The organism is Halobaculum gomorrense (assembly GCF_900129775.1).
GTDB classification, from domain to species: domain Archaea; phylum Halobacteriota; class Halobacteria; order Halobacteriales; family Haloferacaceae; genus Halobaculum; species Halobaculum gomorrense.
In genome coordinates, this window is sequence record NZ_FQWV01000002.1 from 472276 (window position 1) to 487751 (window position 15476).

Annotated in this window: 17 protein-coding genes; 10 read left to right on the forward strand and 7 right to left on the reverse strand. The window is 71.3% G+C overall.

Features of this window, described 5'->3' with window-relative positions:
* Positions 1-18 precede the first annotated feature (18 nt).
* Positions 19-2385, forward strand: a complete 2367-nt coding sequence (locus BUE16_RS05910) for a DUF7527 domain-containing protein (RefSeq protein WP_073307503.1) — start codon at positions 19-21, stop codon at positions 2383-2385.
* 132 nt (positions 2386-2517) lie between these two features.
* Here the strand turns inward: BUE16_RS05910 and BUE16_RS05915 are convergent, their stop codons facing one another.
* Positions 2518-2823 carry a hypothetical protein gene (locus BUE16_RS05915; RefSeq protein ID WP_073307505.1) on the reverse strand — a complete coding sequence of 102 codons (306 nt, stop codon included), beginning with the start codon at positions 2821-2823 and terminating at the stop codon, positions 2518-2520.
* A 261-nt stretch (positions 2824-3084) separates the two neighbouring features.
* Here BUE16_RS05915 and BUE16_RS05920 point away from each other — a divergent pair, with 261 nt between their 5' ends.
* The gene (locus BUE16_RS05920; RefSeq protein ID WP_073307507.1) at positions 3085-4419 is read left to right on the forward strand and encodes an adenylosuccinate synthase; all 1335 of its coding nucleotides are present in this window, start codon (positions 3085-3087) and stop codon (positions 4417-4419) included.
* 81 nt (positions 4420-4500) lie between these two features.
* On the opposite strand, the gene BUE16_RS05925 is transcribed toward BUE16_RS05920, so the two are convergent.
* The gene (locus BUE16_RS05925) at positions 4501-5193 is read right to left on the reverse strand and encodes a hypothetical protein (RefSeq protein ID WP_073307509.1); all 693 of its coding nucleotides are present in this window, start codon (positions 5191-5193) and stop codon (positions 4501-4503) included.
* Positions 5194-5274: 81 nt separating this feature from the next.
* On the opposite strand from BUE16_RS05925, the gene BUE16_RS05930 reads away from it, so the two are divergent.
* From BUE16_RS05930 to BUE16_RS05955, 6 genes are all read left to right on the forward strand, one after another.
* Complete coding sequence (locus tag BUE16_RS05930) at positions 5275-5814, forward strand: redoxin domain-containing protein (protein WP_073307511.1); 540 nt, start codon at positions 5275-5277, stop codon at positions 5812-5814.
* A 22-nt stretch (positions 5815-5836) separates the two neighbouring features.
* Positions 5837-6703: a prenyltransferase gene (locus tag BUE16_RS05935; protein ID WP_079991514.1), complete on the forward strand. Its 867-nt coding sequence runs from the start codon at positions 5837-5839 to the stop codon at positions 6701-6703.
* A 36-nt stretch (positions 6704-6739) separates the two neighbouring features.
* Positions 6740-7486 carry a DUF547 domain-containing protein gene (locus BUE16_RS05940; protein ID WP_073307514.1) on the forward strand — a complete coding sequence of 249 codons (747 nt, stop codon included), beginning with the start codon at positions 6740-6742 and terminating at the stop codon, positions 7484-7486.
* A 56-nt stretch (positions 7487-7542) separates the two neighbouring features.
* Positions 7543-7734: a methytransferase partner Trm112 gene (locus BUE16_RS05945; RefSeq protein WP_073307516.1), complete on the forward strand. Its 192-nt coding sequence runs from the start codon at positions 7543-7545 to the stop codon at positions 7732-7734.
* 79 nt (positions 7735-7813) lie between these two features.
* Positions 7814-8575: a DUF7524 family protein gene (locus BUE16_RS05950; protein ID WP_073307518.1), complete on the forward strand. Its 762-nt coding sequence runs from the start codon at positions 7814-7816 to the stop codon at positions 8573-8575.
* Positions 8576-8681: 106 nt separating this feature from the next.
* On the forward strand, positions 8682-9143 hold the full coding sequence (locus BUE16_RS05955; protein WP_073307520.1) for a hypothetical protein: 462 nt from the start codon (positions 8682-8684) through the stop codon (positions 9141-9143).
* 195 nt (positions 9144-9338) lie between these two features.
* Here the strand turns inward: BUE16_RS05955 and BUE16_RS05960 are convergent, their stop codons facing one another.
* From BUE16_RS05960 to BUE16_RS05970, 3 genes are all read right to left on the reverse strand, one after another.
* Complete coding sequence (locus BUE16_RS05960) at positions 9339-10478, reverse strand: DR2241 family protein (protein WP_073307522.1); 1140 nt, start codon at positions 10476-10478, stop codon at positions 9339-9341.
* Positions 10479-11357: a CbiX/SirB N-terminal domain-containing protein gene (locus BUE16_RS05965; protein WP_073307524.1), complete on the reverse strand. Its 879-nt coding sequence runs from the start codon at positions 11355-11357 to the stop codon at positions 10479-10481.
* Positions 11358-11494: 137 nt separating this feature from the next.
* Entirely contained in the window at positions 11495-11749 is a 255-nt protein-coding gene (locus BUE16_RS05970) for a hypothetical protein (RefSeq protein WP_073307526.1), read from the reverse strand.
* 202 nt (positions 11750-11951) lie between these two features.
* On the opposite strand from BUE16_RS05970, the gene BUE16_RS05975 reads away from it, so the two are divergent.
* Both BUE16_RS05975 and cysS read left to right on the forward strand, forming a co-directional pair.
* Positions 11952-12515, forward strand: a complete 564-nt coding sequence (locus BUE16_RS05975; protein ID WP_073307529.1) for a DUF7523 family protein — start codon at positions 11952-11954, stop codon at positions 12513-12515.
* A gap of 53 nt (positions 12516-12568) precedes the next feature.
* Complete coding sequence (gene cysS / locus BUE16_RS05980) at positions 12569-14098, forward strand: cysteine--tRNA ligase (RefSeq protein ID WP_073307531.1); 1530 nt, start codon at positions 12569-12571, stop codon at positions 14096-14098.
* A gap of 45 nt (positions 14099-14143) precedes the next feature.
* Here cysS and BUE16_RS05985 read toward each other — a convergent pair whose 3' ends face one another.
* Both BUE16_RS05985 and BUE16_RS05990 read right to left on the reverse strand, forming a co-directional pair.
* The gene (locus BUE16_RS05985) at positions 14144-15103 is read right to left on the reverse strand and encodes a universal stress protein (protein ID WP_073307534.1); all 960 of its coding nucleotides are present in this window, start codon (positions 15101-15103) and stop codon (positions 14144-14146) included.
* Between the two features lie 75 nt (positions 15104-15178).
* Positions 15179-15466 carry a DUF357 domain-containing protein gene (locus BUE16_RS05990; RefSeq protein ID WP_073307684.1) on the reverse strand — a complete coding sequence of 96 codons (288 nt, stop codon included), beginning with the start codon at positions 15464-15466 and terminating at the stop codon, positions 15179-15181.
* Positions 15467-15476: the final 10 nt, after the last annotated feature.

Consider the following 15476-nt stretch of genomic DNA (forward strand, 5'->3'; position numbering starts at 1 on the left):
CGCAGCGATGTACCGCCGATGGACGGCGAAACAGTCGAAACGGTGACCGGATGGGGGTCCGAGCCGCTCTCGGGGGGGATCAACGGGCTCCGCACGTTGCAGTCCCGGGAGTTCACCGGGGCGGTCACCGAGGGACACGCGTGGCTGTTCATGTTGAACGGTCGCGTGGTCGGCGTGTTCGACGGGTCGCTGGACTCGTTTGCGGACGCCGACGGCACCGCATACGTCGCGCCCGACCCGTCGCTGCCGCTGTTGTTCGCGATGCGCGAGCGCGGCGGAGAGACGAAGGCGCGCTACTACACCAACGACACGGCTCTGTCGGCCGCGGACGCGAAACTCTCCTCGGGGAAGTTCACCGGCTACGTCGAGCTGTCGGAGAACGTCCTCTCGGGCGATTACTACGCGGTCTACTACGGCGGTCGCCGCCTCGCGTGCGCGTTCGTCGGCACCGGCGAGCAGAAGCAGGTGCTCACCGACGACGAGGCGTTCGAGGCGGCCGACGACGAGGTCGGCATCTACGAGGTCGTCGCCGTCGACATCGACGTCGTCGACATCCCCGACCCGGAGCCTGAGCCGGAACCGGAGCCGACTCTGATGCCCGACGACGGGACGACGGGATCGATCGGGGGCGCGGACGACGGCACGGGCAACGGCTCCAGTGCGGGCGACGACGACCAGCCCGGAGGCGACTCGCCAACGAGCGTCACGTTCGGCGGCGCCGGCGGATCGACCGACGCCGGCGGATCGACCGACGCCGACGAGTCCGCGGCGACCGCGTCCGCCGCTGACGCGAGCGAGGACGCAGCTCCCCCGGACACCGCGGCGACGGAGTCCGGCGCAGCGGACGCGACGGCCGAACCGGATGCGGCGGCGGAGTCAGACGCGGCGACTGCGACCGCAGACGCCGGCGGCCCGACCGCCGAAGCGCCGGCGGACAGCGATGCGACGCAGGGGCGGATGCGGCCGACCGGCGACCCCGCCGACGGCGACGGCACCGAAAACGAGACCGCGCCGGTCGAGTCCGCTCCGGTCGACTCCGGCCGGTCCGTGTCGTCGCGACCGGCGGAACCGCCACGGAACGCCGCAGGCGACGACGAGTCTGACGGCGACGGCGACGGCGACCCGTTCTCCGCCGAAGAGCAGTGGCGCGAGACCAGAGCGATCCCGTCTCTCGACCCGTCTCGAACGGCGACGGGCGACGCCGATAGAACGCCGGCGAGCGGGTCGGCGGGCGCCGACTCCCGTCGTCGCCGTGATCGGTCGGCCCGCGACCGCCCCTCGGACGCGACCGGCCCGTCGGGGGCTCGCGGTGAGGCATCCTCCGCCGCCGACAGCGACGCCGACGGCCGTGATCGGCGCTCCCCGGACCGGGATGGCGGCCCGGCCGCTCGCGACGAGGGAGCCGGCACCGACGACGAGCCCGCGGCCGCGCGCGAGGCGCTGGCGACGGCCCGCGCCGAGCGCGACCGAGCTATCGAGGGCGCTCGCGAAGCGCGCGACAAGCTGGAGTCGAACGAGAGCGAACTCGCTCGACTCCGCGAGGAGAACGACCGTCTCACCGAGCGGGTCGAAGCGCTGGAGTCGCAGCTCGCGGAGGCGCGCGAGGAGCTGTCGGCCGCGCGCGAACACACCGAGGGCGGCGGCGGAGACGGGGATGACGCACCCGCCCGGACGGTCCCCGCCGACCGAGCGCTGGCGGGGACGAACCTGTTCGTCCGCTACGACTCGAAGGGCGGGGCGACGCTGGCGAAGGCGCACGCCGGTGGCACGAGTCGCTCGGACGTGAACGACAACCTCCGTCTGGAGGTCCACACCGACTTCGAGGCCGACGACGCGGTCGTCGACGGACGGCCGTTCCGGGAGTTCCTCACCGGCACCATCGAGTACGGGTTCGTCGAGTGGGCGGTGCGAGAGCTGTTGTACGAGATCCAAAGTACCGGCAACGAGTCGGCGCTTCGCGACCTGTTCGACGCCATCCCGGACGTCGACCGCGCGGAGCTGAACGGCACCGTCGCGCTCGACGGCGAGGACGGCGCGACCGAGCACACCTTCGACGTGGTGTTGCGCGACCGGATGGGCAACCCGCTGTTGGTGGCCGACGTGACCGAGGGTCGCGACGCGACCACCGAGTCGATGCTGGACGGGCTCGTGGGCGACGCGAGCGCGGTCGCCGACGCCGACGACCACCTCGCGGCCGGCTTCTACGTCACCGCGTCGTTCTTCGAGCCCGGCGCGCTGGAGGCGGCCGCGGACGCGACGGGGGGCGGGCTGCTCTCGCGCGGCAAGCGCAAGAGCTTCGTGAAGCTCTCGCGCAAGCGGGGCTTTCACCTCTGCCTGGTCGAGTCGCGCGAGGGAGAGTTCCACGTGAACGTCCCCGAGCTGTAGGCGAGCCGCTCGGGGCGCCGCCGACCGGTCTCCGGCCGCGCGGCTCGGCGCCGCGACGAACGTGAGAAGAGAGACGGATCGACCACTCGTAGACCGCAGCGAGCGTCCGCTAGATCCGTGATCGGGCGCAGATCAGCCTTCCAGTTCTGGCGCGTCCTCGATCCGCATGCCGCCGATCTTGTCGACGATCTCGTCGATCTTGCCGTCGAGTTCGTCGACGAACTCGGCGGTTCGCTCGGTCGTGATCGCGCCCTGACTGGACGGCTCGATGAGGTTCTCCTCCTCGAGCACGCGCAGCGAGTAGCGGACCTTGTGGTGGGGGTATCCCGTCTCGTTGGACATCTTCACGATCCCGATCGGTTCGTTCTCGATGACCATTCGGAGGACTTGGAGGTGCCGCTCCAGCATATCGACCTCCTTCTCTAGTCTGTCTATCATGGCACGTGTTAACTCGTCCGTCCACCTTTTAAAAGTTCTCCTCCCGGCCGGGATCAGGTTCCCGGACCGTCACGATGTCGGGCGGTTCTCGATGCCAACTCCGGTGTGGGTGTGGTTAACGGTTACGCCCGCGGGTCGCGGCTGTGATGCGTGGACTCGGATACCGCCGATATCTGCCGTCGATCGATATCCACACCTGTGGATCATCTCCGCAAACGGACCGTAATCGGTTTACCGCCCGGCGCGGAACCGACGCCCGGTATGACTGTCACCATCGTCGGATCCCAGCTCGGGGACGAGGGCAAGGGCGCCCTCGTCGACCTGTGGGGCGGGGACGCCGACGTCGTCGTGCGGTATCAGGGCGGCGACAACGCCGGCCACACGGTCGTCGAGGGCGGCGAGGAGTACGCACTTTCGCTGGTGCCCTCCGGCGCCGTCCGCGGCAAGGTCGGCGTGCTCGGCAACGGCTGCGTCGTGAACCCGCGGACGCTCTTCGAGGAGATCGGGACGCTGCGCGAGCGCGGGCTCGACCCGGACGTGCGCGTCGCCAAGCGCGCACACGTTATCATGCCGTATCACCGACGCCTCGACGGCATCGAGGAGGAGGCCAAGGCCGACTCCGACTCCGGCGTCGAGGTCGGCACCACCGGCCGCGGGATCGGTCCCACCTACGAAGACAAGGCGGGCCGCCGCGGCGTCCGTATCGGCGACCTACTCGACCCGGACGCGCTGTGCGACCGGCTGGAGTACGTCGTCCCGCAGAAGCGCGCGCTCGTCGAGGACGTGTACGGACTCGACGCCGGCGAGGCGTTCGACGTCGACGCGCTCCACGAGGAGTACGCCGAGTTCGGTCGCCGCCTCCGCGAGGAGCGGATGACCGTCAACTGCTCCGACTTCCTGTACGAGCGCCGCGCGGCCGGGGAGAACGTCATGTTCGAGGGCGCGCAGGGCACGCTCATCGACGTGGATCACGGGAGCTACCCGTACGTCACCTCCTCGAACCCGACCGCCGGCGGCGCCGCCACCGGCACCGGCGTCGGCCCGACCGTCACCGGCCGCGGCGAGGTCGTCGGCGTCGTGAAGGCGTACCTCTCGCGCGTCGGCGAGGGGCCGATGCCCACGGAACTCGACGGCGACGAGCGCGAGGAGGCGCTTGCCTCCGACATCCGCGAGAAGGGCGGCGAGTTCGGCACTGTCACCGGCCGGCCGCGCCGCATCGGCTGGCTCGACGTGCCGATGCTGCGCCACGCCACCCGCGTCAACGGCTACACCGGCATCGCCGTCAACCACCTCGACGTGCTCGCCGGGCTGGACGAGCTGAAGGTCGGCCACGCGTACGACCTCGACGGCGAAGAGCGCCTGTCCCTGCCGGCGACGACTGAGCGCTGGGCCGAGTGCGAGCCGGTGGTTCGCGAGTTCGAGCCCTGGGAGGCGTTCGACGCGACCGCCGTCGCCGAGGAGGAGTACGACGCGCTTCCGGCGGCGGCTCGCGAGTATCTGGAGTACCTGGAGGAGCAACTCGACACCCCCGTGTACGCCGTCGGCGTCGGGCCTGACCGCGAGCAGACGGTCGTGCGAACGAACCCCTGGGAGTGACGCGACCGCACGCCCGGGCGCCGCCGGCCGACCCCGATTCCGTCTCTCAGCCGTCGTCGGCGTCGCCGCCCGCCGCGACCGCTACAGCCGCCGCCGGACCTCACGGGTGGTCTCCTCGCGCACGCGCGTCTCCGCGCGGCGCATCGCCCGACGCGCCTCGTCGGTGAACTCCACGCGCATCTCCGGCAGCCCTCCGGCCAGGAGTCCGCCGACGCCGCCGAGCAGCTCGCCGGGGTCGATCGTCACCGCCAGCCGGAACGCGTCCGGGTAGCGGGCCATCGGCTCGGTGAACTCGAACCGCTCGTCGACGAACCGCAACGCTCGGTCGACCGTGAAGACGTCCGCGAGCGCGTTCCAGAAGTCGTCCTCGTCGCTGTCGAGCAGCGGCTCCACGTCCTCGACCAGTCTCCGCTGGCGGGCGAGCAGCGCGTCGCGGATCTCCTCGCTCCGGTCGTCCGAGAGGTCCGACCGCATCGCCAGCGCGTACGCGTCGTGCGCGAGGATCCGGTCGCGGTGCGCCTCGAACGGCTCCTCGGACTCGACGGCGTCGAGCGCGGCGTGAAACTCCGCGAGCACCCGGTCGCGGTAGTCGTCGAGTTCGGGTCGGACGACCCGGCGCTCGAGCAGTTCGTTGCGCTTGAGCAGCCGCTCGGTGACGCCCGGCGGTCTGTTCCCCCCGCGGAGCGCGTTCACGACGGAGAACTCCTCGTAGGTCGCCCGGACCGCGTCCTCGACGAACCGCTCGAACCCCTCCTCAACGGCGGCGCGCGTCATTACCGATCCTGAAGGCGGCGAGGTGGTAACTCCGTCGCCCGGTCGGGAAACGCATACCCGACTGTGGGCCCTGCATCCGGTATGCCCGATTCGACGGCGGCCGGTGCGCCCGCCCCGACGTTCTCCTTGCGCAATCTCGGCCCCGGCCCGGACCCGTACGGCCTCGCGGACGCCGCCACCGACAACGACGCCCTCCTGTTGCTGTTCCAGCGCGACTACCTCTGTGGCAACTGCCGGAAGCAGGTCGCCCGCGTGAAGACGCGGTACGAGGAGTTCGCGGCCGTCGACGCCGAGGTGGCGTCGGTGCTCCCCGAGTCGCCCGAGCGCACCCGCGACTGGCAGGAGTCGGTCGAGTTGCCGTACCCGGTGCTCGCGGACCCCGACGGCGAGACGAGCGACGCCTACGACCAGCCGGTTCGGTTCGGCGTCCTCGGCAACCTGTTCGACCTCGTCGGGCGGATGCCACTGGCGCTCGTCGTCGACCTCCGCGACGAACCGACCATCGCGTCCGCCTTCCCCGGAACGCGACCCGCCGACCGGCCGGCTATCGACGACCTCCTCGCGGCCTGTCGGGCCGTGACCGAGGGAGCGTCCGGCGGCTCCGACCCCGAGCGTGCGTAGGCGGCTCCGCGCACTGTGGCGGATGACCCGACCGTCACAGGTGCTGCTCATCGTCGTGGTGTACTGGCTCGGCGTCGCCATCGCACTCGCTCGCGGCGGGTCGTTCGACGCCGTCGCCGTCGCTGCCGGTGCGGGTGCGACCGTCGCGACGGCCGTCACGGTCCACTACGCCAACGAGTACGCCGACTACGACACCGACCGCCGAACCGAGCGCACGCCGTTTTCGGGTGGGAGCGGGGCGCTCGTCGACCTCGACGTGCCCGACCCACGGCGCTTCGCGTGGCGAGCGACGGTCGTCAGCGGCGTCGTCGCCGTCGCCGCCGTACTCGCGGTCGGCGCGGTCGGCGTCTCGCTGGCGACGCAGGCGTCGTTGCTCGCGGTGTTCGGCCTCGGGTGGGCGTACTCGCTCCCGCCGGTTCGGCTGATCGCTCGCGGGGTCGGTGAGGCGACGAACGTCCTCCTCGGCGCACTCGTGCTCCCGCTGGCGGGGTACGCGACGGTCGCCTCACCCGACGCGGTGGCGGTCCTCGCGTTGGCGCCGTTCGCGTGGCTGGTCGTCCCGAACCTCCTCGCGACCCACTACGCCGACCGCGAGGCCGACGCCGCGACGGGCAAGCGCACGCTCGCAGTTCGCCTCTCCGTCTCGCAGGTGCGGCGCTTGGGCGTCGTGTTCGCCGCGGGCTATCCCGTCCTCGTGGCCGTCGTCTCGCTCGTCGGTCTGTTCCCGTCCGTCGTCGTCGTCGCCCACGTGCTCGCAGTCCTGCCGGCCGCGTGGACCGCGCGGACGCTCACGCGGCGTCGCTCGCCGCTGCCCGCCGTCGCCGCGATGGTGACGCTGGCGGCGACGACTTCGCTCGCCTGGACGTGGACGTGGCTCGCGCACGCCTGAGTAATCCCCTTTGTGGTCGCGGCCCCACTACTGGTCGTGAATCACCCCGTCGAAGACGACGAGTCATCGGCCGCCGCCACTGACCCGCTCGTGGTGAGTCGCGCGTTGCTGGTCGGCGTCAAGCGCGGGGTGTCGGTCGAGGCGGAGCGTGCGTCGCTGGCGGCGCTTCCCGAATCGGCGTTGGACACGCTGGGGCCGGCCGAACGCCTCGCGTGCTGGCTCAACTGCTACAACGCCGCCGCCCAACTGCTCGCCGCCGACCGGCCCGCCCTCTACGAGTCGCGGCGGCGGTTCTTCGCCGCGGACGCGCTGACGGTCGCCGGCACGGCGCTGTCGCTCGACGACATCGAACACGGCCTGCTCCGCGGCCGCTCGAAGTATGGCCTCGGCTACCTCCCGCGCGTGCGTCCGTCGGCGTTCGAGCGCCGCCACCGCGTCGACTCGATCGAGCCTCGTGTCCACTTCGCGCTCAACTGCGCGGCGGCGTCGTGTCCCGCCATCGCCGCGTACTCGACCGACGTGGACGCCGAACTCGACGACGCGACGGCACTGTACCTCGACCGCACCGTCGAGTTCGACCCCGACGCCGGACCGTTCGGCCGTGGTGTCGTCCGCGTGCCGCGCCTGTGTCTGTGGTTCCGTGGTGACTTCGGCGGGGCCGCGGGGGTTCGGTCGCTGCTGCGCGAGTACGACCTGATCGATACGGACGACCGCCCGTGGGTCCGGTATCGAGGCTGGGACTGGACCCGACGAGTCGGGCGGTTCCGCGACGGCGAGGCGTGAGACTGCGGGACGGGGAACCCGCATACTTTTGGCCGGCCCGCGCAAGGTTTCGGGTAATGAAGGAGTCCCTGTTGGACATCGTCTGCTGTCCGCTCGACAAGCACGACCTCGACCTCGAGGTGACCGAGCGCGAGGCGGGCGAGGACGGCGAGATCACCGCGGGCACGCTCACCTGCACGGACTGCGGCGAGACGTACCCCATCGAGGACGGGATCCCGAACCTGCTGCCGCCGGACATGCGCGAGTAGGGATCGGACGCGCCGCCGCGAGCGATCCGCCCTCGCCGCGGCGACGAACTTTTTTACCGTGTCGACGGGAGGAGAACCCGTGTCGTCAGAGGCAGCCGTCCTGGGGGTGACGCTGAACCGCGACAGACTCAACGAGGTGACCGTGCCGGAGTCGTTCGCGACCGACGGGTCGTTCGCCGTCGAACTACGTAACGAGGGGGAGCCGGTCCATGTCCACCTGCGATTCGCCGGACCGCTCGCGGAGATCGCGTCGGTCACGCCGCCCAACCACTACGTCGACGGCGAGTCGACCCGCACGGTTCGGGTGTCCGTCGCGTCCGTCGACCCCGCGGTCGAGGGAGCGCTGTCGGTCATCGTGGGTCACGGCGCCGAGGAGGCGACCGTGCCGCTCCGGGTCGACCCGTCGGCGAGCGCGGACGACGGCGGGTCCGCGGGTGCCGAGGAGGCGGGCACCGATCCGGCCGGCGTCGGCTCGGCGACCGACGAGCGCATACGCGACGGCCGAGCGGGGTCGCCCTCGGCAAGCGCCGCCGGCGGACCGACGGGCGACCCGTCACAGGGTCCGGAGTCGGACGATCACGGCGACTGGGCATCGACTGCGGTCCTTCGGCCGATCGACGAGGGGATCGCGCGCGCTCGCGACGCCGCGCGCGCGGCGCTCAACGGCGAGGTCGACGTTCCCTCGCCGGAGCCGGGGACGATCGCGGTCGGCGCGCTCGCGGCCGCAGCGCTCGTCGGGGCGGGGATCGTCGCCACAACGCTCGACGGGCTCGCGGTCACGCTTGGAGTGGTCGCGGTGTGCGTGGCCGTGCTGGTCGCCGGGTTCCTGCTGCTCGGGTAGGACGGCTGGCGGCTGGTCCCTGGAGGCGACGCGGATCGGGTCTCGGGAGACGGGTCCAACCGTGTCAGAAGTCTTATTTAACGGCTTGTTCGACCACCATTCCGGGATGGGATTTCGCAGATGGCTCCTCATCGGGATGCTCGCCGGTGGCGGAGTGGCGCCGGTTCTGCAGGGGTTCTCGAAGAGCCTCCTCGAGAGCCTGAACGAGGACATGTTCGAAGCGATCCAGTTCTTCCGGTCTGTCGGCGTCTACGTCCCGACGTTTTCCACCGGCCAACTGGAGACGCTGGGTGCCCTTCTGGCAGCCCTGACGACGATCACGTGTGTCCTCCTCACTGGACTCGCGTTTCTAACAGGCAGTAGTTACACGGGCAAGTTCTTCTCTGGTGCGGGGGCCTTCCTCGGCGTTCACGCCGGATCGCTGATGATTGGACTGCCCGCCGGGTACGCGTTCACGTCGGTTCGATCGGCGATCGTGCTCGGTGTGTACTCGATTTTGGTGAGCTTGTTCGTGATCGTCGGCTCCGCAGTCGCGCTGTTCGGGCTGCGTCTGTGGATACGACTGTAAGCACGGCTCCGGGAGAACGCAGCGTCACCGGGTCGTCTCACGTGGGTCACAGAACGCGACCCTGCGGCGGGCTCGCCGCCCGGCCGGATCGAAGGCGTCTCCGCCGGTCTGTTGACGGAGGCGGGACCGATACGACACCCGGCCGCCAGCGTAGAATCGCCATCCGGACGAGACCGTTCGGTCGGCCTCTCGTGGCTACTCGGCTTCGTGGTGCTCCTCGGGATCGGTGGGAACCCCGCCGAGGTTGCCGTGGTCGTCGAACAGCTTCGCACGGAGGTAGCGCGTCCGGTAGCGGTTGGCGTCCTCGTACACGTCGGCCTCGCGGATCTCGTCGACCCGGCCGTCGGCGACCGCGTCGAGGACCCCCTCGATCTGCTCTTTCTCGCTGGGGGTGAGGCGGAACGTGTACTCGCGGGGCTCTTCTTCCTCCAACTTCGTCCACTTCCGACCGGCGGCGATCACGAGCGAGCACGGCTCCCGGCACGGGAACGCGCCCGTCCCGCCGTCGGCGGCGAGTTCGTCGTCCGCGCTGTACTGCCACTCCCGCCGCTTCACGCACTGGGAGTCGTCGCAGGCGGCCTCGGCGACCCACTCGACGGCCTCGCGGGGCAGCTCCGAGACGACCCCGTAGATGCCCGTCTGGCGGTCCGTCGTGTCCGTCCAGTGGTCGATGTCCAACTCCCCTCGCTGCTCGCGGTACCAGTTCGCGACCGTCGCGGGGTACAGCGTCTCGACGGTCTCGACTGCGTCGCGCCAGTCGAGGCCGTGGAATGCCCAGCCGGTCGGCATGTTCGCGCCGGTCTTCAGCGGGCGGTACATCCCGTCGTAGTCGTACTTCGCTAGTTCGCGGGCGCCGAGCGGGTCGTCGTGCCGCTCCAGGTCCGCGACCGCGCGGTCGGCGTCGTCGACGTGGCGCACGTCGTACCGCCGGGAGCCGTCGCCGTCGCCCGACAGCGTCGCCTCGATTCGGAGTTGGCCCCACTCGGTGACCATGCCGTCGCCGAGCGCTTCGTGGCGTGCGGCGGCGTCGTGCTCGTCGGCGGCCTCGGCGCGCCGGAGGAACGCGCGACGGGGCGAGTCGTGACGCTGCACCTCGCGCTCCCAGAAGTACCAGTTGGTGACGTACGGGCTCCCCTCGGCGTGGGCGTGAAGCTCGGACTCCGAGAGGCCGGTCGCCTCGTGTGCAGGGGTGGCGAAGGTGTAGCCACCGGCGTCTGCGGCCGCGCCATCCTCGGCGTCACCGCCGCCCTCGCGGGCGACGCGGAGGCCGTCGAACTCGACCCCGCCGTCGGCGTCGGCGGCCCTCAGGAGGGCGTCGAACTGTCTCGCGAGCATTCAGTCGTCCGCCCCCGGGGCGACGCGGGTCGTCTCGCGGACGGATTCGATGGCGGCGCCCACGTCGGCGCCGGCGTCGGCGGCGCGCTCCAGCACCACGTCGGCCATCAGCGACTCCGTGCCGACGGCGCCCGCGTACCAGACCCGGTGGCCGTCGACCGCGGCGGGCACGTCGTAGCCCGTGCGGTAGTCGTCGGTGAGCCCCATGTCCTCGGGGATGTCCTCTTGGGTGTGGAAGCCGTCGGAGATGAACAGCGGGACGACGACCACGTCCTCGACGGTGAAGTAGTCGGTCACGTCGTCCACCTCGGGCTCCTCGTCCATGTACAGCGCCTGCACCTCGTCGAAGCGGTCGAGGTCGCGCACGCGCTCGGCGTGGTACTCGATCGCCTTCGCGGAGTTCTCGTTGCGCTCGGTGCCGTGGCCGACGACGGCGAACCCGAAGCCCTCCCCCACGTCCGGGTCGTTCGTCACGCTCTCGGCGCGCCGTACCAGCACGTCCGTCATCGACCCGTGGGTGCCGACCGGCCCGCAGTAGTGGACGGTCTGGCCGGTGTCCGCGGCGGTGTAGGTGGCCACGTCCGCCGAGAGACCGTCGGAGTCCCAGTCGGCCACGTCCCAGTCGTCGAGGCGGAGTTCGCGGGGGATCACCTGCTCAGTGAAGTACCCCTCCGAGATGAACATCGGGACGACGTACACCTCGTCGGCCTCGCAGGTGCGCAACACCTCGCGGAGGCTCGGTTCCTCCTTCCAGAACCCCGTCCGGACCTCGTCGAACGCGCCGGCCGCGCGGATGGTGTCCGCGTGGTCGTAGGTGGGCGCGCTCGATCCGGGGTTCAGGTGCGACCCGTGGGCGACGATAACCAGCGCCTGACTCATGGACGAATCGAGGGCCGGAGCGACCTTATCGCCTTCGGCAGGAGAGGTACCCCGCCAGGGTCCGGCGCCGGGGTGGTAGAGGAGGGCGCGGACGATGGAGAGAGAGGCGCGTCAGCGGCGACCGCGACCCGACCGCTTCAGACCTCGACGCAGGCGCGGGTTCCGGGGAGACAGACCCGTCGGCGACGCCGGCGTCCGAGCCTGCTCCATGCGCCGGCCAGCACTGTCCGTCCGACCGCCGCCGCGACCGCGCCGGCCAGCGCCGCGCCGACCAGCGGGAACGCGAAGGCGACGAACGTCGCCAGCGCCGCCACAGACACCGCCACCGTCGGGCCGACCGATACGTCATCCGGGTCGGGAACCCCGCGGTCCCCGTGCAGTGGTCGTCTCATTGCAGCTGATCGATCGAATCCCACCCACTAAACGATACTCTGAATGATATTTTTGTCCCGCAGCTTACTGAACCCCGTTTCAGCCGGGGTCCAGCCCGCCCCCGCCCGCTCGGCCCCGTCCGGCCGCCCGACTCGTCCCGGCTCGACCACCCGACCTCCGGGAACCGCCGCCGTTATGCCCGACGCGGCCGCGACTCCGCGCATGACCGTCGCCGAGGAGACCCGCGCCGCCGTCCGCGAGCGACCGTTCCTGCACGACGCGCTCCGCGCCGGCGTCGTGAACTACGCGGCCGCCGCGGCGACGCTCGACATCGACGCCGACCGCGACGCGGTGGCGACGGCGCTGCGGCGGTTCGCGGACGACCTCGCCGCCGGCGCGGGGGGAACGACCGACGGCGACGTCGTGGACGCCCGGGTCACGATGGAGCGTGGGGTTGGTCGCGTCGACGGCGGGGGCGACGCCGGCAACGGGGCGGACGCAGCCGCCACCGACGGCGACGCCGTGGACCACGAGGCCCTGCTGTCGGTCGGCGACGCCGCGTTCGCCGTCGATGCCGGCGACGCGACGGCGGTCCTCGCCAGGGGGACCGTCGACGCGATCCACCTCGAGCGGGTCCTCGGACGGCTTCGGACCGCCGGTGTCCCCGTCGAGGCGGCCGGCGTGACGCCGTCGGCCCTGCTCGTCGTCGTGGGGCGCAGGGACGGGGCGACTGCCCTCCGCGTCGTCGAGACGGCCGTCGAGGGCGACGGCCCGCTCAACGCCTGACCCGATCCGATCTTCGACCGTTTAACACGGAGGACCGCGTAGCGGCGCCCGATATGGGTCTGTCCGTGACCAACACCCTGACGGGCGAACGGGAGGCGTTCGAGCCGGCAAGCGACGACGAGGTCCTGCTGTACGTCTGTGGGCTGACGGTCTCGGACGACGCGCACCTCGGGCACGCCCGGCTGTGGTTCCACGCCGACGTGCTCCACCGGTGGCTCGACCACCTCGGCTACGACGTGCACCACGTCGAGAACGTCACCGACGTGAACGAGAAGATCGCCGCGCGCGTCGGCGAGCGCGAGGAGTGGGACACCGAGGCCGACGTGGCCCGCCACTTCACCCGCGAGGTGATCGAGGACATGCGCGGGCTCAACCTCAAGCGCGCGGCGGTGTACCCCCGCGTCTCTGAGCACGTCCCCGAGATCGTCGCGCTCGTCGAGCGGCTGATCGAGTCGGGCCACGCCTACGAGGCCGACGGCTCGGTGTACTTCGACGTGACCAGCTTCGACGACTACGGCCACCTCTCGAACCAGCGCCCCGAGGAACTGGAGGCCAACGAGGGGGAAGACGAAGACGTGCTCGCCGAGAAGCGCCACCCGGCGGACTTCGCGCTGTGGAAGGCCGACGGGGTCGGCGCCGACGCCGTCCACGAGCACCGCAAACACGAGCACGAGGGCGACCTCCCGACGGGCCAGACGTGGGAATCCCCGTGGGGAGAGGGCCGCCCCGGCTGGCACATCGAGTGCTCGGCGATGTCGACGACGCACCTCGGCGACACCCTCGATGTCCACATGGGCGGGCGCGATCTGGTGTTCCCGCACCACGAGAACGAGGTCGCCCAGAGCGAGGCTGCGACGGGCCACACGTTCGCGCGCTACTGGCTCCACAACGGCCTGCTGGAGACAAAAGACGACAAGATGTCCTCCAGCCTCGGCAACTTCTTCACCGTCTCGGACGCGCTCGACGAGTTCGGGGTGAACGTCCTGCGCACGTTCTACCTCGGCGCGCAGTACCGCGGTGATCAGGTGTTCTCCGAGGACGCGATGCGCGAGGCCGAGGAGCGCTGGGAGCGCCTCGAACGCGGCTACGAGTCCGCCGTCGACGGCTGCGACTCCGTCGACGCCCGCGCGAAGGCGACCGACGACGACCTCCGCGGGGCGGTCGACGAGGCGCGCGAGACGTTCGTTGCGGCGATGAACGACGACCTGAACGTCCGCGAGGCGTTCGGCGCGCTGCTGGATCTGGCCGGTTCGGTACACCGGCACGTCGAGCGCGTCGACGACGGAGGCGACGGCGACGGTGACGCTGACGACACGGCGGCCGACGCCTACGACTACCGCGGCCTCCGCCGCGCGGTCGAGGCGTTCGAGGCGTTCGGCGGCGACGTGTTCGGGCTCGAACTCGGGGCCGAGGCCGGCGGCGACGTGGAGCTCGTCAGCGACCTCGCGGACCTGGTGCTCGACGTGCGCGAGGCCGAGCGCGAGGTGGGCAACTACGAGCGCGCCGACCGCCTCCGCGACGACTTGGAGGCGCTGGGGCTCACCGTCGAAGACGGCGACGACGGGCCGACGGTTCGCTTCTGATCGGCCGCGGGTCGGTCACTCATCGCCCCGTCGCTCGCGGGTCGGTCACTCGGGCGACTCGCCGTCAGCGCCCGCCTCCGCGTCGACCGATCCCTCGGCGTTCTCGAACGTCTCGGCGGACGCCGGCACGACGAGTACGGGGCGGTCCGCGGCCCGGAGGATCCGCTCGGCGACGGATCCGAGCACGACCCGGCGGACGCCCGTTCGGCCGTGGGTTCCGACGACGACGAGGTCCGCGTCGGCGTCTCGGGCGTACCCGCAGACCGCCCGGCTCGGCTCGCCCGCGATCATCTCGGCGTCGGCGTCGAGGCCGGCGTCCTCGGCGCGCTCCAGCACTCGATCGACCGCGTCGCCCGCTCGCTCGCTCAGCGCCCGCTTGACCGACTCGATCGTCTCGTTCGTGAGCACGCCGCCGCCGACGTTCGCGAGCGTCCGCGCCTCGTCGATCGCGCTGACGGCGGTGAGGCGCGCGCCCAGCGTCGCCGCGAGGTCGACGCCGATCCGCTCTGCCGGGACGACGGCGTCGCTGCCGTCGGTCGCGACCACGAGCCGGCTCTCGGACCCCCACTCGCGGCGCTCGCCGTCGCCGTGGACCACGAGCACCGGCACGTCCGCGGTGCGGACGATCGCCTCGGCGACCGACCCGAGGAGCACCCGCCGTGCGCCGCCCCGCCCGTGCGTGCCGACGACGACCACGTCCGCCCCGACCTCGTCGACGCACGCGAGCAGTTCGTCGGCCGGCACGCCCTCCCGGAGGGTCGCGACGGCGTCGACGCCGGCTTCCTCGGCCCGCGACGCGATCGATTTGACGCGTTCCTCCGCCTCCTCCCGGTGGTCCCTGAGGTCGGTGAGCTTCTGTCCGGTGGGGAAGGGGTTCACCACCGTGCAGGCGTGCAGCCTCGCGCCGGTGCCGGCGGCGAGCCCGATCGCCGCCTCGACGGCCGCGGCGGCCGGGTCGCTCCCGTCGGTGGCGACGACGATGTCCGAGAGTCGAGTGTCGTCCATACCCGAGTCTTGTCGCGATCGAAGAATAAAACCGCCGCCCGGGTTCGGGGGGGTTGGGCGGACCCCCGACTTCGCTCACTCCGTCGTGAACAGGGCAGTGTCCTCGGGGATCGCGAACAGTCCCATGCGGACGCCGCAGTCGAGCCACCCGTAGCCGTAGGAGTACGACGCCAGCGCGTTCACGGGATCGTCGGCCTCGCGGAAGTGCCGTCCGTCCTCGAGGTAGGAGACGGCCATCTCCTCGCACTCTTCGGCCATCCCGTACAGCGGCGTCCCCTCGGGGACGCACACTTCCGCCTCCTCCAGGGCGGACGCGAGCATCTCCCCGTAGCGGGTCGTCTTCTCGTCGAGATCGGCGGGCATGCGTGCGTCT